We start from the raw sequence: 18,824 nt of genomic DNA, 5'->3' as shown, positions 1-18,824 counted from the left end.
GGTCCTGCGGGCGGGCGTCCGCCGGCGTTCGACCGACAGGCGTACCGCGAACGCAACGTCGTGGAACGGTGTTTCGCCCGCCTGAAGCAGTTCCGGGCGATCGCGACACGCTACGACAAGCTCGCCGCCCGCTACACCGCAGGTGTCGTCCTGGCCTCGCTGATCCTGTGGCTCCGCGAACCACAACCATGATCGTTTTGTCAGACAGGACCTAGGACCGACTCGATCACAGCGACGCCGACTGCGTCCACATCTCCGAGGCGTGCTCTCGCCGTCAGGCGCGAGCACCGGTCTCCCCCGGGTGCCCCTTGTGCGTCTAAGCTGTCGCACGCAGTCGGTTCGCCCTGCCATCCGGGTAGGCGCGTCGCAAGAGGGAACCCGGTGCGAATCCGGGACTGCCCCGCAGCGGTGAGTGGGAACGACCGCCGTCAACAGCACTGGACCCGTGTCGGATCCGGGAAGCGACGGCCAGTAGGTGTCCGCCCCTGGTGGATGTGCCCGCGAGTCCGAAGACCTGCCACTGCCCGTGCGCTGTCGCAGCGCACGGAGAGCTCGGTGACCTCGTGGGCGGGTCGGCGGACAACCGGTGGGACACGTGTGCGAGAACACATGCGTGACCCGTGCGGTTTGCCATCCCTTCGCGCCTGCGATCCGTCTCCGGGATCTTGTCGACAGGCTCGCGAAGGAGAGTTCCGTGACCACCAAGACCGCAGCCGCGGCAGCCCGTGCCACCGTGTACGGCTATCCCCGTCAGGGCCCGAACCGGGAACTGAAGAAGGCCGTCGAGGGCTACTGGGCCGGCCGCACCGATGCGCAGGCGCTTCGGGACACCTCGGCCGAACTGCGCCGCGCCAACTGGCGACGTCTCGCCGAGGCCGGCATCCACGAGGTGCCCACCGGCGACTTCTCGCTGTACGACCACGTCCTCGATACCACCGTCGCCGTGGGCGCGATCCCGCCCCGGCATCGCGCCGCCGTCGAAGCCGACGCTCTGGACGGCTACTTCGCCATGGCACGCGGCACGCAGGACGTCGCGCCGCTCGAGATGACCAAGTGGTTCGACACGAACTATCACTACCTCGTCCCCGAACTCGGGCCGGACACCGTCTTCGAGGCGAACTCCACCAAGCAGGTGGCCGAGTTCCGGGAGGCCGTCGCTCTTGGCCTGACCGCCCGACCGGTGCTGGTGGGTCCGCTCACCTACCTCCTGCTGGCCAAGCCCGCGCCGGGGGTCGCGGCCGACTTCCAGCCGCTGACCCTGTTGGATCGGCTGCTGCCGGTGTATGCGCGGTTGCTCGCCGACCTGCGCGCCGCCGGCGCCGAGTGGGTACAACTCGACGAACCGGCGCTGGTGCAGGACCGCAGCTTCGCCGAACTGGGCGCCGCCGCCCGCGTCTACCGCGACCTCGGCGGCCTGACCGACCGGCCCAAACTCCTCGTGGCCTCGTACTTCGACCGCCTGGGCGAGGCGCTGCCGATCCTGGCCAAGGCCCCGATCGAGGGCCTGGCACTGGACTTCACCGGCTCGGCCGCCACCAACCTGGACGCATTGGCCGCCGTCGGCGGGCTGCCCGGCAAACGTCTGGTCGCCGGTGTCGTGGACGGCCGCAACGTGTGGATCAACGACCTCGGCAAGTCGCTGACCACGCTCGGCATACTGCTGGGATTGGCCGACCGCGTCGACGTCGCCGCCTCCTGCTCGTTGTTGCACGTGCCGCTGGACGCCGACACCGAACGCGACATCGACCCGCAGATCGCCCGGTGGCTCGCCTTCGCCCGGCAGAAGACCGAGGAGATCGTCACCCTGGCCCGCGGCCTCGCGCAGGGCACCGACACCATCGCAACCCACCTCGCCGCCAACCGGGCCGACCTGGCCGCACGCAAGGCGTCCGCACTCACCCACGACCCCGCCGTGCGCGCCCGCGCCGCCGCGGTCACCGACGCCGACACGCGCCGCAGCAAGCCGTACGCCCAACGGGCCGAGGCCCAACGCGCGCACCTGAGCCTGCCGTTGCTGCCCACGACCACCATCGGCTCCTTCCCGCAGACCACCGAACTGCGCGCCGCCCGCGCCGACCTGCGCGCGGGACGCATCGACGGTGTTGGGTACGAGGAGCGCATCGAGGCCGAGATCCGCGACGTGATCTCCTTCCAGGAGAAGGCCGGCATCGACGTCCTCGTCCACGGCGAGGCCGAACGCAACGACATGGTCCAGTACTTCGCCGAACAGCTCACCGGATACGTGGCCACCCGGCACGGCTGGGTCCAGTCCTACGGCACCCGGTACGTGCGCCCGCCGATCCTGGCCGGCGACATCTCCCGTCCCGACCCGATGACCGTGCGCTGGACCGCGTTCGCCCAGTCGTTGTCCGACCGACCCGTCAAGGGCATGCTGACCGGGCCGGTGACCATGCTCGCTTGGTCCTTCGTCCGCGACGACCAGCCGCTCGGCGACACCGCCCGACAGGTCGCGCTCGCGCTGCGGGACGAGGTCAACGACCTGGAGGAGGGCGGGAGTTCGGTCATCCAGGTGGACGAACCCGCGCTGCGCGAAACGCTGCCGCTGCGGGCGGTGGACCACGCCGCGTACCTGGAGTGGGCCACCGAGGCATTCCGCCTGAGCACGTCCGGCGTACGCGCGGCCACCCAGATCCACACCCACATGTGCTACGCCGAGTTCGGCGACATCGTGCAGGCCATCGACGACCTCGACGCCGACGTGATCAGCCTGGAGGCGGCCCGCTCGCACATGCAGGTCGCCGGCGAACTCGCCGCCCACGGCTACCCGCGCGAGGCCGGCCCCGGCGTGTACGACATCCACTCCCCACGCGTCCCGAGCACGGACGAGGTGGTGGGCCTGCTCCGCAAGGGACTTGCCGCAATCCCCGCCGAACGTCTTTGGGTCAACCCCGACTGCGGCCTCAAGACCCGTGGCCGGCCCGAGGTTCGCACCTCGCTGGAGAACCTGGTCGCGGCGGCCCGGGAGGTGCGCGCGACGCTGCCGAACACGACCTCCTGACCTGAGCTCGCCGGGGTGGGAGCACGTGCTCCCACCCCGCCGACTCGGCCGCGGCATGAGAGCCTCGGACAGCAGACCGGATCGATGCGGGGGACCACCGACAAACCGATCGAAAGGCTGCGGATGACACAGCGAAACGAACCACGGTCGATCGTCGTCGAGGGGCCACGCATGATCCTGGTGACGCCGGAGGAGTTCGTTCCTGGCCACGCGGCAGAACGCCGACGGCGGCTTCGATGTCGCGGCGGACGAAGCCGGGTCGGACCCACACAGCACCACCCGAGCGGTCGTCGGCAGTGTGGGCGTCTCCTTCGCGACGCTGATTCGCGACCCGCGCACCAACCCCGGCCCGGGTCCGGGAGGCACCGCCACGCCGGCGAACACCGCGGCGAGTGAGGGTGGTTCGTCCGGCGGCGGGTCGGGCCGTGGACAGGGTGGCGGCGGCTTGGCCTTCACCGGCACCAACGCGCCGACACTGGTCCTGATATCGCTGATCCTGCTCGGCATCGGTGGCGGCGTCTTCGGCGCGGCCCGGCATCGCAAGGGTGCCTACGTGCGACGTCACTGAGCATCGGGGTGGCTGGTGGGCCGGTCAGGACCACCACCCCCGTTGGCAGTTCGGGGATGCGCCACAGACCGGTACGGAGCCGCCGCCGACCCTCCGGCCCCCGTCCCGTTGTCTGATGTCCATCATCGTGACGAACGGCACGAGGGATTTCGCACTCATCCTGTTGTCCGACGGTCGGAATGTTCCGTATGCTCCGCACGCCGAGTCGTGTCGGCATTCCAATTCCATAGTTCGAAACCCAGGGGAAGCCGGTCGAAATCCGGCGCTGACCCGCAACCGTAGGCGGTGGCCGCAAGGCCGCCGCGAGTCGGAACACCTGGGTGCGTACGAATTTTGTCGGCTCCAGCTGTCGTGGACTACACGCTGAAGCCCGGACCGCCCGACCGGCGTCGTGTCGTGGGCGAGCCCCGGGACGCGTCGGTCTCGGAAGGGTTCCACCGATGTCCTGGCTCACTGTGCGAAAGACCGGCGCGGTCGCGGTCTGCGGCGCGATTCTGGTCGCGGCCTCCCCTGTCTTCTCCGCGTCGGCCGACGCCGCGAACCCGTATGCCGCGCAGGCCGCCGCGGCGGCGAAGTGGCAGGCCGGGGAGCTGGTCGACGGGGGGATACCCGGGTTCTCCGGTTCGGACTGGGGCTTGACCATCGACACCGTCATGGCGCTGGCGGCCACCCGTTCGGAGCCCGCGGCGCTCAAGGCCGCGACCGACGCCGTGGCGGCCAACATCCGCAAGTACAACAGCGCCGAGGAGTGGGGCATGCCCGGCTCGCGGATCGCCGGGGCGACCGCGAAGGTGTTGTTCGCCTCGGTCGTGGCCGGCCGCAACCCGGCCGCGTTCGGCGGGCTGGACATGCGGGCGGAAACCCTCGATCTGGTCGCCGGCCCGGACGCGGGCGACGACGTGGGTCGGGTCCGGGACAAGCTCACCGGCAGCCCGGACTCCGGCAACGCCTTCGGGCAGTCGCTCGCCGTGCTGGGCCTGGCCCGCAGTGGCGGAGTGCCGCAGAGTGCGGTGGACTTCCTGATCAAGCAGCAGTGCCCCAGCGGCGGCTTCCGGCTGTTCCCGGGTCAATTGGGCAGCACCGGGCCGGTCTGCCAGGACACCCCGACCACCGTCCTCGACCCGGACTCCACCGGAATGGCCGTGCAGGCACTGCTGTCCGCGGCGGCGGAGAACGGGTCGACCGGCGCTGCGGCGGCCGCGAAGAAGGGCGCGGACTGGCTGAAGTCCCGGCAGCGAGCGGACGGTTCGTTCGGCGGCTCGGGTCCCACGGCGGCCTCGAACACCAACAGCACCGGCCTGGCCGGGCAGGCCCTGCACGCGGCCGGCTACTCGGCCGAGGCGGACAAGGCCGCCGCGTGGGTGGCCAAGCACCAGATCACCACCGACGACGCCGGCGCCGCGACCAAGGACGTCGGCACGATCGCCTACAACGAGGAGGCGCTGACCTCGGCTCGGGCGGAGGGCATCCCCGACTTCCAGCGCGACCAGTGGCGCCGCGCAACCCCGCAGGCCCTGCTCGTGCTCGCGGGCGTCCCGCTCGGCGACCTGGGCAAGGCGCCGACCGAACCGACCGGGACCGCGACGAGCACTCCCGTGCCGACCCGTTCCGACACTCCCGCGCCCACCGGCTCGGCCACCCACACCGGGTCCGAGAGCCCATCGGCCTCGACGTCGGCAACGCCCACCACCTCGCTCAGCCAGACCGCTAGCGCGTCGATCTCCGCGTCTTCGTCCGCGTCCGCGACGAACACGAACCAGGCCGGCACAGGCGGCTCGGTATCCGGCGGCGGAAGCACCGTCGGCGGTGGCGGCACCGCGAACGGGGGCGGTGGCAGCCTCGCCCGTACCGGTGCGGAGATCGGCGGCCTGGTGCTGCTCGCGGTCGGCCTGGTCGGCACCGGCTTCGCCGTCCGCGCGGGTGCGCGCCGCAAGAACGGACAGCACACGTGAGGCGCCTCGGCCACGGAAGCCGAATGGCCCGCCTGGTCGCCGCCCTGGCCCTGCTCGCCCTGCCCGCCACCGCCCAGCTCACCGTCGCCGCACCGACCGCGCGCGCGGTCGACACGTCCAAGGGCACGCCCGGATACTGCCCGGACGGCAACGGCGTGACGGTCGTGATCGACTTCCAGGAGCTGGGCGGTACGACCATCGTGCGCTGTGCGCGTGGCGATCAGGCCACCGGCCATGCCGCGCTCAAGAACGCCGGCATCGAGATCGCCGGCGTGGCCCGCTGGGGCGAGTCCTTCATCTGCCGGATCGAGGGCAAGCCGGGGGCCAACTCCGAGGCGTGCATCGACACGCCGCCGGCAAGCGCGTACTGGTCGTACTGGCACTCCCCCAACGGTGGTTCGTGGACGTACAGCCAGTGGGGCGTGATGAACCGCAAACCGCCGCTCGGCAGCTTCGAGGGCTGGTCGTTCTCCAAGAACAAGACCGAGACCACCAACCCCTCGCCGCGCGTGGCACCGTCACGCCCGACCACGCCCGCCACCCAGGACCCGCCGCCCAGGACGAACAACCCGCAACCGCCGGCCGGCAACGGAGGCAACTCCGGCAACGGCACGACGTCGGCGGGATCGGGAGGCAAACCGGCCGGAACTGGAGGCGGCACCGCGTCGACCGGGTCCGGCTCGAACGCGGCCGGCGGGACCGCCACCTCGGGTACCGACCCACTGGCCCCCGGGCCCGGCGTCTCCGGAAATCCGATGGAGTCCGAACCCCCGCCGGCCGCTCCGGCGAGCGAGGTGCCCTCCATCGCCCCGACCGGGTCCGCGGCGCCCGAGCCCGCCTCGGCCGCGCCGTCCGTGCAACCCTCCGGCGTCACCCCGCAGGGCCAGACCTGGACCGGCGGCGAGGAGTTGGCCACGAAGAAGCGGGACGGCATCCCGACCATGACCATCGTCGGCATCGCCCTGCTCGTTGCCATCTGCGCGGCAGCCGGATTCACCACGTGGCGCCGCCGGACGCGCGCCGACGGATCGGGATGAACGTGCCCCACCCGAAACCGTCGCCGACCGCCGCGGCGTTCCGCCGCGGCGGCGGCCGGCTGCCCCGCACCGTGCACCCCGGCGCGTGGTGGTTGTGGGCCCTGGGGCTGGCCACCGCCGCCGGCCGAACCACCAACCCCCTGCTGCTCGCGTTGCTCCTGGCGGTGGCCGGGTTCGTCGTCGCCAACCGGCGCAGCGACGCCCCGTGGGCCCTGGCGTTTCGGATGTACCTGTTCCTTGGGTTGTTCATCATCGTGATGCGGGTGCTGTTCCGGATCGTCTTCGGCGCGGGTGCGGCGAGCGGGCATGTGCTCGTCGACCTGCCGGAGATCCCGCTGCCCGCGTGGGCGGCGGGCATCCACCTGTTCGGGCCGGTCGCGCTCGAACACGTCCTGGGCGGGTTCTACGACGGGTTGCGGCTGGCCACGATGATCGTGTGCCTGGGTGCGGCGAACGCGCTGGCCAGTCCCAAGCGCATGCTCAAGGCGGTGCCGGCGGCGCTGTACGAGGTGGGCGCGGCGGTGGTCGTCGCGCTGTCGGTCGCGCCGCAGTTGGTCGAGAGCGTGCAGCGGGTGCGCCGGGCCCGCCGACTGCGCGGCGGGGCGCAGAAGGGCATGCGGGCGTTGCGGTCGATCGCGATCCCGGTCCTTCAGGACGCGCTGGATCGTTCACTGGCACTGGCTGCCGCGATGGACTCGCGCGGATACGGCCGCAATCGGCATCTGCCACGCGCGATCCGACTGTTGACCGGCGTCCTGACCCTCGTCGGGCTGATCGGCGTGTGCGTCGGCGTCTACGCGCTCCTCGACGGAAGCACACCCCGCTACTTGGGCGCCACCATGCTGCCCGGCGGCCTCCTGATCGCCGGCATCGGCTTCGTGCTCACCGGCCGGCGGATCAACCGGAGCATCTACCTCCCCGACCGCTGGCGCCCGGCCGAATTCGCGGTCGCCGGCTGCGGTCTGGGCACCGGCGCGCTGCTCTACCTGACCAGCCGGATCGACGCGGGCAACCTGTACCCGTCGCTGAGTCCACTCGCCTGGCCCGAACTGGCCCCGCTCCCGGTCCTCGCGCTGCTCGTCGGCGTGCTGCCCGCGTGGCTGGCACCGCCACCTCCGCTCACCGCACCTCGCATCGGCGACACCGTGCCCGCACCCGATGCGTCGGCCGTCGCGCCGAAGGCGGGTCCGGCCGGTACCGGTACCACCATCAGGGAGAAGTCCGTCCGGTGATCGAATTCCGCGACGTCACCATCACCTACGCCGACGCACCGGCCCCCGCCCTGCGCAACGTGCAATTGACCATCTCCGAAGGGGAGTTGTGTCTGGTCGTCGGCCGCACCGGGGCAGGCAAGTCCACCCTGCTGGGGGCGATCAACGGCCTGGTCCCGCACTTCACGGGCGGCACGTTGCGCGGCAGCGTGCTGGTCGACGGCATCGACACCCGCACACAGCCACCGCGCGAGTTCGCACACCTGGTGGGCGTGGTCGGTCAGGATCCGCTCGCCGGTTTCGTCACCGATACGGTCGAGGAGGAACTCGCCTACGCAATGGAGCAGTTGGCCATCCCGTCGGCGGTGATGCGCAAACGTGTCGAGGAAACCTTGGACCTGCTCGGCATCGCCGAGTTGCGCCATCGCCCGCTGCGCACGCTCTCCGGCGGCCAGCAGCAGCGGGTCGCGATCGGCTCGGTGTTGACCGCGCACCCCCGTGTACTGGTCCTGGACGAGCCGACCTCGGCACTCGACCCGACCGCCGCCGAGGACGTCCTGGCCGCGATCACCCGGCTCGTGCACGACCTCGGGATCACCGCGATCGTCGCCGAACACCGCATGGAACGGGTCGTGCAGTACGCCGACCGACTCGTCCACCTGCCCGGCGACCACACCGTGCGCGACGGCTCGCCCGCCGAAATCCTGGAGACCTGCGACATCGCCCCGCCCGTGGTCGAACTCGGGCGGCTCGCCGGCTGGTCGCCGCTGCCGCTGTCGGTCCGCGACGCCCGCCGACTGGCCGCACCACTGCGGGCGCGGTTGGCGGACTGTACCCCGCCCGGACCACGATCGGCCCATTCCTCGGCCGACCCGCTGCTGACCGCGCGGCGCATCATCGTGCGCCATGGCGACGTGATCGCCGTACGCGGCCTCGACCTGGAGTTGCCGGCCGGGCAGGTCACCGCCCTGATGGGCCGCAACGGCTCCGGCAAATCCTCGCTGCTGTGGGCCCTCCAAGGCTCCGGTCCCCGCCAGGGCGGCACCGTGGACGTGGCGGGCACCGATCCGGGCCGGGCCGAGCCGAAGCGGGCTCGCGCGCTGGTCGGTCTGGTCCCGCAGACTCCTGGCGACCTGCTCTACCTGGAGACCGTGGACGCCGAATGCGTCGAGGCGGACCGGGAATCCGGCGCCGAAGCCGGTGCGTGCCGGGCGCTGCTCGATCGCATCGCGCCGGGGATCGACGGCACCCTGCACCCGCGCGACGTCTCCGAGGGGCAGCGCCTCGCCCTGGTGCTTGCCATCCAACTGGTCGCTGCGCCACAGGTGGTGCTGCTGGACGAACCGACGCGCGGCCTCGACTACCACGCGAAGCGGCGGTTCGTCCGAGTGGTGCGCGAACTCGCCGACGCCGGGCGGGCGATCGTACTGGCCACACACGACGTCGAATTCGTCGCCCAAGTCGCCGACCGCGTGGTGGTGATGGCCGAAGGCGACATCGTCGCCGACGGTCCGACCGCCGAAGTCGTAGTCTCCTCGCCCGCGTTCGCACCCCAGGTGGCCAAGATTCTCGCACCGGCCGAATGGCTGACCGTCACCGATGTCGGCAACGCCCTTGCGGATACGGACATCAGCGACCGGGAGTCCGCCTCCGAGGACGGCGTCCCGACCGCACGCGACGCTCGCGCATCCGCCGCAGACAGGGAGCCCACCGGATGACGACCGTCACCGACACGCGCAAACGCACCAACGCGATCCGAATCACCCCGCGTACCGCGATCGTGCTCACCATCGCCTCGATCGCGGGCCTGGCCATGTTCCTGTGGCCGCTGTTCGCTTCCCCCTCCCCCGAATCGGCCGCGCACTCGGGCGACGCGCCGCTCATCTTCGCCGGCACCCTGCCGTTCGTGGTCGCGGTGGTGCTGGCCGAACTCACCAGCGGCGGGCTCGACTCCAAGGCGCTGGCCATGCTCGGCGTGCTCTCCGCGATCAACGCGGCACTGCGTCCGCTGGGCGCCGGCACCGCCGGGATCGAGACGGTGTTCTTCATGCTCGTCCTGGCCGGACGCGTGTTCGGCCCCGGGTTCGGATTCGTGCTCGGCTGCACCTCACTGTTCGCCTCCGCCCTGCTCACCGCCGGCGTGGGCCCGTGGTTGCCGTTTCAAATGCTGGCTTCCGCCTGGGTCGGACTCGGCGCGGGCCTGTTGCCCCGGCGGGTGCGCGGGCGGCGCGAGATCGTCATGCTCGCCTGCTACGGCGTCTTCGCCGCCTACGCGTTCGGGTTCCTCATGAACATGTGGTTCTGGCCGTTCCTCGCCGACTCCGAATCCATGGTCGGCCCGGCCTTCGTCCCCGGCGACGGCATCCTGGACAACCTGCGCCGGTTCTTCGTGTTCACCGTGCTCACCTCGACCTTCGGATGGGACACCGGCCGCGCCATCACCAACTGCCTCGCGATCGTCCTCGTCGGCCCGGCGGTGCTGGCCGCCCTGCGGCGCGCATCCCGCAAGGCGGCCTTCGAGGCACCAATCGTGTTCGAACCCGCCCCGGCCGACAACGGCCTTACGCAGGTCGGCACCGCGACCACCACCAAGCCGACGAAGCCCGCCCCATAGCTGCGTTCCGTATGTGGCGCCTACCGCCTCTGCCTTGCGCCCACCGCCCGGAGCAGACGACACCGCAGACATTCGGGATCCCCGCATTCGTCCTGCATCGACTCCGGATCCTTCCCATCCCCCGTATGTTTCAGTTCCCGAGCCATCGACAGCAGACTCTCCACCGCGGATGTCGGTGAGGGCATGCGATCGGGACGGCGGACGGCTGGGCAACCGCCGTGCGTTCTCGGCGAGTTCGCCCGAGGGCGCCGGGTCGGCGAAGCGGCCGAGGACGTCGGCCGGCGTCCCGGTGGCCAACGCCTCGATCGCCGCGTCCAGGCGGTGCGAGGGCACGAAGTGGTCGGCGAGGCCGCAGGCGATCGCGTCGCCCGCGCCGATGGCGGAGCCGGTCAGCGCCAGGGGCGTACCCGACTCGCCGGGGGCTCGGGCGAGCAGGTGGGTGCCGCCGACGTCGGGGACGAAGCCGATGCCGGTCTCGGGCATGGCGATCGTCGAGCGCTCGGTGACGATGCGCACCTTCCCATGCGCGGAGATGCCGACGCCGCCGCCCATCACGATGCCGTCCATGACGGCGACGTAGGTCTTGGGGTAGCGGGCGATGCGGGCGTTGAGCCTTGCCACCCGGCCGCGGCGGCGGCCGGGTGGCAAGTCCGGGAACGCAATTCGGGTTGTCTCCCGAGCGAGTCGTTCGTGCCGCCACACCCTGCGAGAACCGGTGCGATATCGGCCGGCGGAACGGTGGCGGCGCGATGTCAGCGGTTGCGGCCGGGACTCCACAGCACGTCGCCGCGCCCGCCGTCGTTGGCCAACCGCGCGAGAATGAACAGCAGGTCCGACAAACGGTTCAGATAGCGGACGCACACCGGGTTCACCGTTGCCGCCTCCCCGCCGGACAACTCCGTGTCCGTCTCGATCAGCGCCCACGCCGAGCGTTCCGCCCGGCGGGCGGCCGTCCGCGCCGTGTGCAGGAGCGCCGCGCCGGGCGTACCGCCCGGCAGTACGAACGACCGCAAGGGCTCGAGCCGTTCGTTGAACGTGTCGCACAAACGCTCGAGGCGGGATACGTCCTCGTCCCGGACCCGCAGGCGTTCGTCTCCGTCGCGGATCGGAGCGCACAGGTCCGCGCCCACGTCGAACAGGTCGTGCTGGATGCCTTCCAGGACGTTCCGCAACTCCGCGTCCAGGCAGCCCAGCGCGAGCGCCACGCCGATGGCGGCGTTGGTCTCGTCGGTGTCGGCATAGGCGACGATCCGAGGATCGGTCTTACGGACACGGGAGTTGTCGCCCAACGCGGTCGTGCCCGCGTCGCCCGTGCGAGTGTAGATACGGCTCAGCACCACAGACATGGCGAACCACCGGCCTCTCTCGGGGAAATCCGCCCCGGTTGTATCGAGGTGGCGACGACGTGAGTCTCCTGGCTCTCGGATCAACACTTCCCCCGGCCTTCCAACCCCGAAGCGGGGCCGTGGCCTTGACGGGAGTCGCTCCCCGATCACAGTGGCGGGACCGCACCGGAATCGCACCGGTTTCCTCGGCTTCGCCGTCGCACAGCAGGCCACAGCATGACACGCGGCCCTCGCCGGCACCAGACCCGACCCGGGACCTCCTGCCACGGGCAACCGCACTCCTGCTCGACCGGGGCGCACCACACACGTGCAGCGTTTCCGAGACGGCGCCACCCACCAACACACGGGCCCCGCCTGACACCGCTCGGCCGCTGAGCCGCTTCCTCGGTGCCCGCCCCCACGTCGACCCCGGTCGAGAGGCGGCGTGTGACTACTGAAGCCTCAAGGAGGATTTCCGGGTTCCGCGTCGGATCCATCCTTCATGTACCGGCGATCTTGTTGGCCGGAAAGAGAGTTCCGTCCGGAGTGAGCGGTCCGTAGAGTGCGGGATCTGCAGGTCTGAGCAGTCGACGTACCGATTTCGGGCGTCTTCATCTGTTTCGATCGTCTTGTGTGACGACTCGCAGTAGCTCCGACGACGGGGGAAGTCCGGTGTGAATCCGGCGCTGACCCGCAGCGGTGATCCGTCCCTCCCGACGGCGAGCCCGAATGCCCGTCGCCGCAGTGTTCGTCTCCCATCCCCGTCGTGGTCCGCGGGACGGAGCCCCAGCGACCCGTGCGTCGGGACGGTGCCGCCGTCGGTGTGCCCGCTCGGCCGCCGGGTCTCCCGGGTCCGCCGTGCCATGGGCCCGGAAAGGCACCGTGATGACGCTCACCCGACCCGGACGCCGGATCGCCGCGCTGTTCGGCGGACTGGCCCTCGCCGGTACGGCCGCCCTGATCCCGTCCACCGCCGTGGCGGCTCCACCGACGACCGACACGACGCCCCAGGCAAACGTGTCCATACTCTCCGGCAACCGCACCCAGGCCGCGGCGGGATGGCTGGCCCGGCAACTCGTCGACGGCGAACGCTTCGAGACCACCTTCGACGGAGTGACCTACCCCGACCAGGGCCTGACGATCGACGCGATCTTCGCATTCGCCGCAGCCGGGGTCGCCGACGACAACGGAGCCAAGGCCACCACGTGGCTCGCCCGCCCGGAGATCCTGTCCGGGTACATCGGCGACGGCACCACCAACGCCTACGCCGGAGCCACCGCCAAGATCCTCCTCGCCGCCGAGGTACGCGGTGTCGACCCCACCTCGTTCGGCGGCGTGGACCTCCCGGCCCGACTGCTCTCGTTGCAAAAGCCTTCCGGCCGCTTCACCGACACCTCGCCGTGGGGCGACTACAGCAACGCCTTCAGCCAGTCCCTCGCGCTCCTGGCGCTCGACCGCACTGCGGCCGGCGCCCCCGCCGCCGCGGTGGACTTCCTGGCCGACGCACACTGCGCCGACGGCGGATTCCCCCTCGACTACGGTCTGTCCACCTGCACCAGCGACGCCGACTCGACCGCGATGAGCGTGCAGGCGCTGGCCGCCACCGGGCGCCACCAGGAAGCGGCCGCCGGACTGAACTGGCTCGCCTCACACCAGCTTTCCGACGGCGGCTTCGGTACGGTGGGCGCGACCACCTCGAACGCCGACAGCACCGGCCTGGCCGCCCAGGCCCTGCTCTCGTCCTGGCGCGTGATACCGGGCCTGACCGCCCGGCACTTCCTGACCGAACGTCAGGTCGGTTGCTCGGCATCCACGGCCACGCGAGGCGCGATCGCCTACGACACCGGCGGGTACAACCCCGCCACCGCCACCAGGGCCACCGCTCAGGCGGTTCTCGGCCTGGCCGGCACCGGCTTCGCCGACCTGAGCAGCGCGGGCGCTCACCGGAACGCCCCCACACTGCACTGCCCCACCACACCCTGACCGGACGAGCCGGCGGCCACCGTCGACACGGTAGCCGCTGCCTCGACAGGTGCGGGCGTCGGTCCCGGGGGCCCTCCTGCCGAGGCGGCGAGCATGTCGCGACAACAGCACCCCTCTCAGGGCCCTCTCACGCATTGGGAATCACGCGGCATCGAAAATCCCCATGACACCCGGACAGGAAAGCGTCCAGCCCAAGGTTTCTGCACCGACGGGCACGGCAGGAACGCCCGTTCGAGCACTGGGGGTCAAGGGGCACGACGGTGTTCAAGAGGCGCCGGCCAGGGCAAAAGCCCAGGTCGGCGCCTCTTGCAGATTTCGACCACCTTCCATGGGCACGCACAACACTCACTGCGTCGCCGACACGCGTGGCGACACGGTCGGTGGCGGTGAACCGATTGGTCGGCGCCTGGCACAATGGTTCGGGAACGGGTTCGAAGGCGCTTGGGCGCGCAGCCTTTCGTTCGGGATGCACCGGGTGAACGGCGGACAGGAAAAGGGACCACCGTCGTGAGCGAGAATCGACCGTCCGAGGGCCAGCCGATCTCGGGGCCCGACGTCGCGCACAACGCCCGGGTCTGGAATCACTGGCTGGGCGGCAAGGACAACTACCCGATCGACCGCAAGGTCGGCGACCACGTCACGAGCATGTTCCCGAGCATCGGCGAAGTCGCCCGCGCGGACCGGGAGTTCCTGGGTCGCGCGGTGCGCTTCCTGGCCGGTGAGGCCGGGATGGACCAGTTCCTCGACATCGGTACCGGGCTGCCCACCGCCGACAACACGCACGAGGTCGCCCAGCGGGTGAATCCCGCCGCGCGGATCGTCTACGTGGACAACGACCCGCTCGTCCTGGCGCACGCCCGGGCGCTGCTCACCAGCACCCCCGAGGGTGCCACCGACTACATCCACGCCGACGCGCACCACCCCGACGCCATCGTCGCGGACGCGAAGGCGACGCTGGACTTCGACCGCCCGGTGGCGGTGATGCTGCTCGGCAGCCTCAACTTCATCCTCGACACCGACACCGCCGTGGACATCGTCGGCCGGTTGATGGCCGCCGTACCGTCCGGCAGCCACCTGGTGATCACCCATCCGACCACCGAACTCGGCGGCGAGGGCAACGTCGAGGCCATGCGGTTCTGGAACGAGAACGCCACGCCGCCGATCACCGCCCGCAGCCTCGCCGAGTTCACCCGCTTTTTCGCCGGCCTGGACCTGCTCGACCCGGGCATCGTCTCCTGCGCCCGCTGGCGAGCCGCCCCCGTCGACGGCGAACTCCCGCCGATCGTCCCGCAGTTCGGCGCGGTCGCCCGCAAGCCCTGACCCCGTCACGCGCAGCTTTGACGAACACACTACGGCGGCGTCGGGCCCGAAGTCTCCGACCCCGACGCCGCCGCGCGTTCAGCCATACCGTGCGCAGCTCCGTCCGCCCACTTCGCCCCGTCTACTCCGTCCGCAACCCGTCCGGCCGCATCATCCGCCACAGCGGCGGCAGACTCAGCGCCGTGACCAACAGCACCACACCCGCACCGATACCGGTCATCGACGCCAGCCCGGCCCAGTCCACCCCGAACGGACGTTGCGCCATGCCGAGCAGCGCCGCGCCCAACGCCACCCCGGTGCCCGCCGCGAGGAACAGGCCGAGCACGACCGGGATCGCCGTCTGGTACAGGATCGACCAGCTCAACGTGCTGCGCCTGGTGCCGAACGCAACCAGGACCGACAACAACTTCCGCCGCTCGCGCAGCTGTTCCAGCATGGTCACCAGCAGGCTCGCGCCGATCATCAGCAGCACCACCGTCGAGCCGATGAACAGCGCGGTGCGCACATTCGCGAACCGCCGGGACTCGTGGGTCTCGTTCAGCGTGTACACCTGCGCCAACGGATCCACCCGGGCCATGGCGTTGCGCGCCAGGTCGCTCGCGTCCCGCACCGCGAGGTCGAGCGCCAAGGTCATCGAGTACGTCAGCTGCCGGCTCACGGCCGCCGGCACCGCGCCGGGCGTCGCCAACACCCCGTCGGGGGCGATCCCGCTCCCGTCCGCCCGACCCGGGACCGTGCGCGCGGCCGCGGGGATCACCCACGGCGTGAGCACGGGCGTCGCACGCGGGCCGTGGCCCATGTCGATGACCACGTTCTTCCCGGGCACCGGCCGCATGCTCCCGACGGAACTCGACGTGCGCGGGTCGACGACGAACGTGTCCCCGTCCGCACATCCCTCGATCCGGGCCAACTCGCGCAACGTGTCACACGTCCCGATCGTCAACGACGCGCCCGGACCGGGCTCGTCGCCCGGCTCGGCCAGGCGGGTGGAGGATCGCCAAAACGCGCTGCGCACCCCCGTCGTCTCCCGGATCTGCCCGGCGATCCGCTCGATTCCCTCGGTGCCCACCGGCGCGTCGGAGCTCACCGAGAGTTGGGCCCGCGTCGTATCCGCGCCGGTCTCCTTGGTGTAGTCGTTCTCGATCCCCAGGAAGAGCATCTGGAGCGCGATCGCCCCCGCCACCGCGACCGCGATGCCGTTGACCGCCCGGGCCGCCGAAGTGCTGCCCACCTGGAGCCGCCGGACCGCCAGTTGCCACGGCACCCGACCGGCACCGAGCCGGGCCACCACCGTCTCCACGAGCCAGGGCAGCAGCGCGTTGACCCCGAGCAGGAGCAGCACCACGCCGAGCACGACCTGTCCCCGGTTGAACTCCCCGCTCTCCGATCCCTGACGGATCAGCGGGTACAGCGCGGCCAGTCCCGCGAGCGGCAGCAGCAGGCGCCACCACACCCGGCGCCGAGGAGGCGTGCCGGCCCGGACCACGCCCAGCGGTTCGATCACCACGGCACGCAGCGCGAACAGCGTCACCGCGACCGCCGAACACGGCACCGCCAGCGCCACGAGCACCGCGAGCGGCACGCTCGGATCCAGGTCGGCCGGGAAGATGCTCAGGTCGAACGCGGAGGCCACGCCGGTCAGTTGCCGCCCGATCAAAAAGAAGCCGAGCCCGAACAGCAGGCCGAACAGTGATCCCGCGAGCGCCTCCCCCGCCGCGATCCACCGGGTCCTCCGCGCGTCGGCGCCGACCAGCCGCAGCGCCGCGAGCCGCCGGTCCCGCCGTTCGCCGCCGAACCGCACGGCGGTGGCGATCAGCACCGCGACCGGCATCAGCAGCACCACGAACATCACCACGACCAGCAACACCAGCCGGGGATCCATCGGATCGGCGGGAAACGAACTGCCGAACGCGGTGATCCGCTGCACCGAACTCCATCGGTCGCCCGCGGTCACGGTGTCGTTCCCGGCGTAGAAGGCCAGTTCGTCCGGGCCGATCAGGCCCTTGTCGCCGATCGTGCCGACCGTGCGGTACGGGAACCGTTCCCGGAGCAGCCGCCCCCGGCTCGAATCGAGCAGGTCGGCCAGCGCCGGCGAGACGACCATCTCCCCCGGCCCCGGCACCTTGGCCAGCCCCGGCGGGATCGGCGCCTTCGGGCCCTCCGCCCGCAGGAGCCGGCCCCGGATCTCGTCGCCCTTGTAGCTGGTGTCGGCGTTGGCGATCAGCAGCGTGTGGTCGCCGGCCTGCGCCGCCTGCCCGCGCTGTTCGTTGCGATCGCGGCCCCGCTCGTCCCGCGCCGACAGCGCGCTCGGAATCGCGGTGGTCAGCAGCAGCAGCGCCACTCCGAGGCCCACGCCGATCGCGGTCAACAGTGTGCGGATCCAGCCTTCCCGGCCGCCGGTGACCGCGAATCCGGCGCCCATCCTGAGATCACGGAACACGTTCACGCGGCGCGCGCCATGTCTCGGGACCGGCCGTCGCGCACGACGATCTCCCGGTCGGAGTAGGCGGCGATCCGCGACTCGTGGGTGACCAGGACGATCGCGGCGTCGGTGGATCGGGCCGCCCCGATCAGCAGGTGCATCACCCGTTCGCCGTTGAGCGAGTCCAGCGCGCCGGTCGGCTCGTCCGCGAAGACCACCCGGGGACGGATCACCAGCGCACGGGCCACCGCGATGCGCTGGCCCTGGCCGCCGGAGATCTCACCGGGCCGCTTGCGCGCGAGGTCGGCCACCTCCAGGCGCTCCATCCACTCCCGCGCCCGGGCCTCGGCCTCCTTGCGCTTGACCGCGTTCAGCCGCAGCGGCAGCGCGACGTTCTCCAGGCAGGTCAGTTCGGGTACGAGTTGGCCGAACTGGAAAACGAAGCCGAAGTCGCTGCGCCGCAGCGCGCTGCGCCCGCCGTCCGACATGGCGGTCAGGTCGCGGCCGTCGTAGCGGATGGTGCCGGAGTCGGGGCGCACGATGCCGGCCAGGCAGTGCAGCAGGGTCGACTTGCCCGATCCGGACGGGCCCATGATGGCCACCACCTCGCCCGAGCGGATGGTGAACTCCGCGCCGGCGAGGGCGGGCGTCGATCCGTAGGTCTTGTGCAGGTCGTGGCCGCTGAGCAGGGAGTCGGTCACTTGCGGATCTCCAGGGTGAGTTCGCCGAGCCGGGCGGCGGTGAGTTCGAGCCAGCGCAGGTCCGCCTCGAGGTGGAACAGCGCGTGGTCGCAGATCAGTCGGTCACTGAGATCGCCGTCGATCTTGCGCCGGGTCAGCTCGCGCATCATGGTCAGGTGTTCGGCACGCTGGGTGTCGAGGATGTCCGCGGCGTCGCGGCCGGTCAGCAGTGCGAGGACGACCTTCGTGTAGAGCGTCGACTGGAGATAGGGCTCCGGCGTCTCCGGCCGGCCGAGCCACTGTTCGACGTCGGTGACACCGGCGTCGGTGATCGCGTAGCGCTTGCGCTCGGGACCACCGCCGGATTCGAGCCCGTCTATCTCGACGAGGCCGTTCTTCAACAGCCGCGACATGGTCGAGTAGACCTGGCCGTAGGCGAGGGTACGGTCGCGTCCGAAGCGCTCGTCGAAGCTGCGCTTGAGGTCGTAGCCGTGGCAGGGTCCGGACTCCAGGAGCCCGAGCAGGGTGTGACCGATTGACATGCCGAGCACTATACGCACCAGGTATACCTCGTGTGTATAGCGGGGTGCCGTGGGGCCCGCACCCCCCGCCGGGTGCGGGCCCCCGGGGGGGGCAACCCGGGAGCCCCCCCGGCGGGGGGGCCGGGCGCGCCGCGGGGGTGGACCAGCCCGC

Annotated in this window: 13 protein-coding genes, 2 pseudogenes and 4 riboswitches; of the genes and pseudogenes, 10 read left to right on the top strand and 5 right to left on the bottom strand. The window is 71.2% G+C overall.

Translation table 11 applies throughout. From position 1 onward, the window contains the following. From ACWGR4_RS47360 to ACWGR4_RS47325, 8 genes and pseudogenes are all read left to right on the top strand, one after another. Positions 1 to 215, top strand: a pseudogene (locus ACWGR4_RS47360) (transposase); the annotation flags it as partial. Positions 216 to 317: 102 nt separating this feature from the next. Then, positions 318 to 536, top strand: a riboswitch (cobalamin riboswitch). 158 nt (positions 537 to 694) lie between these two features. After that, on the top strand, positions 695 to 3,019 hold the full coding sequence (gene metE, locus ACWGR4_RS47355) for a 5-methyltetrahydropteroyltriglutamate--homocysteine S-methyltransferase (RefSeq protein ID WP_452133265.1): 2,325 nt from the start codon (positions 695 to 697) through the stop codon (positions 3,017 to 3,019). 298 nt (positions 3,020 to 3,317) lie between these two features. After that, entirely contained in the window at positions 3,318 to 3,587 is a 270-nt protein-coding gene (locus ACWGR4_RS47350; protein ID WP_452134347.1) for a hypothetical protein, read from the top strand. Positions 3,588 to 3,829: 242 nt separating this feature from the next. Then, positions 3,830 to 3,904: riboswitch (cobalamin riboswitch) on the top strand. 123 nt (positions 3,905 to 4,027) lie between these two features. Then, a complete protein-coding gene (locus tag ACWGR4_RS47345; RefSeq protein ID WP_452133267.1) occupies positions 4,028 to 5,539 on the top strand; it encodes a prenyltransferase/squalene oxidase repeat-containing protein in 1,512 nt (503 codons plus the stop codon). A 23-nt stretch (positions 5,540 to 5,562) separates the two neighbouring features. Next, positions 5,563 to 6,576 carry a hypothetical protein gene (locus ACWGR4_RS47340; protein ID WP_452133268.1) on the top strand — a complete coding sequence of 338 codons (1,014 nt, stop codon included), beginning with the start codon at positions 5,563 to 5,565 and terminating at the stop codon, positions 6,574 to 6,576. After that, positions 6,573 to 7,808: a CbiQ family ECF transporter T component gene (locus tag ACWGR4_RS47335; RefSeq protein WP_452133269.1), complete on the top strand. Its 1,236-nt coding sequence runs from the start codon at positions 6,573 to 6,575 to the stop codon at positions 7,806 to 7,808. Before ACWGR4_RS47340 ends, ACWGR4_RS47335 begins: the two co-directional genes overlap by 4 nt. After that, the gene (locus ACWGR4_RS47330) at positions 7,805 to 9,505 is read left to right on the top strand and encodes an ABC transporter ATP-binding protein (protein ID WP_452133270.1); all 1,701 of its coding nucleotides are present in this window, start codon (positions 7,805 to 7,807) and stop codon (positions 9,503 to 9,505) included. The genes ACWGR4_RS47335 and ACWGR4_RS47330 overlap by 4 nt, the downstream gene beginning before the upstream one ends. Continuing rightward, positions 9,502 to 10,401 (top strand): ECF transporter S component, encoded by a 900-nt coding sequence (locus ACWGR4_RS47325; protein ID WP_452133271.1) that lies wholly within the window; start codon positions 9,502 to 9,504, stop codon positions 10,399 to 10,401. Before ACWGR4_RS47330 ends, ACWGR4_RS47325 begins: the two co-directional genes overlap by 4 nt. Before the next feature lie 228 nt (positions 10,402 to 10,629). On the opposite strand, the pseudogene ACWGR4_RS47320 reads toward ACWGR4_RS47325, so the two are convergent. Both ACWGR4_RS47320 and ACWGR4_RS47315 read right to left on the bottom strand, forming a co-directional pair. Beyond that, positions 10,630 to 11,016 (bottom strand): annotated as a pseudogene (locus tag ACWGR4_RS47320) (enoyl-CoA hydratase/isomerase family protein); the annotation flags it as partial. 137 nt (positions 11,017 to 11,153) lie between these two features. Continuing rightward, entirely contained in the window at positions 11,154 to 11,747 is a 594-nt protein-coding gene (locus ACWGR4_RS47315; protein ID WP_452133272.1) for a cob(I)yrinic acid a,c-diamide adenosyltransferase, read from the bottom strand. Between the two features lie 61 nt (positions 11,748 to 11,808). Next, a riboswitch (cobalamin riboswitch) is annotated at positions 11,809 to 11,934 on the bottom strand. A 412-nt stretch (positions 11,935 to 12,346) separates the two neighbouring features. Next, positions 12,347 to 12,481, top strand: a riboswitch (cobalamin riboswitch). A 130-nt stretch (positions 12,482 to 12,611) separates the two neighbouring features. Between ACWGR4_RS47315 and ACWGR4_RS47310 the strand changes: the two genes are divergently transcribed. Together ACWGR4_RS47310 and ACWGR4_RS47305 are read left to right on the top strand one after the other, a co-directional pair. Beyond that, a complete protein-coding gene (locus ACWGR4_RS47310; RefSeq protein ID WP_452133273.1) occupies positions 12,612 to 13,709 on the top strand; it encodes a prenyltransferase/squalene oxidase repeat-containing protein in 1,098 nt (365 codons plus the stop codon). Positions 13,710 to 14,216: 507 nt separating this feature from the next. Continuing rightward, positions 14,217 to 15,029 (top strand): SAM-dependent methyltransferase, encoded by an 813-nt coding sequence (locus tag ACWGR4_RS47305; protein WP_452133274.1) that lies wholly within the window; start codon positions 14,217 to 14,219, stop codon positions 15,027 to 15,029. A 121-nt stretch (positions 15,030 to 15,150) separates the two neighbouring features. Here ACWGR4_RS47305 and ACWGR4_RS47300 read toward each other — a convergent pair whose 3' ends face one another. The 3 genes from ACWGR4_RS47300 to ACWGR4_RS47290 are packed head-to-tail and all read right to left on the bottom strand — an operon-like array spanning position 15,151 to position 18,673. Then, on the bottom strand, positions 15,151 to 17,451 hold the full coding sequence (locus ACWGR4_RS47300; protein WP_452133275.1) for an FtsX-like permease family protein: 2,301 nt from the start codon (positions 17,449 to 17,451) through the stop codon (positions 15,151 to 15,153). A 20-nt stretch (positions 17,452 to 17,471) separates the two neighbouring features. Further along, entirely contained in the window at positions 17,472 to 18,152 is a 681-nt protein-coding gene (locus ACWGR4_RS47295; RefSeq protein WP_439673651.1) for an ATP-binding cassette domain-containing protein, read from the bottom strand. Next, complete coding sequence (locus ACWGR4_RS47290; protein WP_380000465.1) at positions 18,149 to 18,673, bottom strand: PadR family transcriptional regulator; 525 nt, start codon at positions 18,671 to 18,673, stop codon at positions 18,149 to 18,151. The genes ACWGR4_RS47295 and ACWGR4_RS47290 overlap by 4 nt, the downstream gene beginning before the upstream one ends. Between the last annotated feature and the right edge of the window lie 151 nt (positions 18,674 to 18,824).

This window comes from Embleya sp. NPDC055664 (assembly GCF_053618075.1).
This window is presented reverse-complemented; position numbering and strand designations above follow the sequence as displayed.

Coding starts and splice junctions, on each gene's coding strand:
- ACWGR4_RS47315 (WP_452133272.1), bottom strand. CDS start 11,747: ATGTCTGTGGTGCTGAGCCGTATCTACACTCGCACGGGCGACGCGGGC.
- ACWGR4_RS47300 (WP_452133275.1), bottom strand. CDS start 17,451: ATGGGCGCCGGATTCGCGGTCACCGGCGGCCGGGAAGGCTGGATCCGC.
- ACWGR4_RS47340 (WP_452133268.1), top strand. CDS start 5,563: ATGGCCCGCCTGGTCGCCGCCCTGGCCCTGCTCGCCCTGCCCGCCACC.
- ACWGR4_RS47335 (WP_452133269.1), top strand. CDS start 6,573: ATGAACGTGCCCCACCCGAAACCGTCGCCGACCGCCGCGGCGTTCCGC.
- ACWGR4_RS47310 (WP_452133273.1), top strand. CDS start 12,612: ATGACGCTCACCCGACCCGGACGCCGGATCGCCGCGCTGTTCGGCGGA.
- ACWGR4_RS47290 (WP_380000465.1), bottom strand. CDS start 18,673: ATGTCAATCGGTCACACCCTGCTCGGGCTCCTGGAGTCCGGACCCTGC.
- ACWGR4_RS47325 (WP_452133271.1), top strand. CDS start 9,502: ATGACGACCGTCACCGACACGCGCAAACGCACCAACGCGATCCGAATC.
- ACWGR4_RS47345 (WP_452133267.1), top strand. CDS start 4,028: ATGTCCTGGCTCACTGTGCGAAAGACCGGCGCGGTCGCGGTCTGCGGC.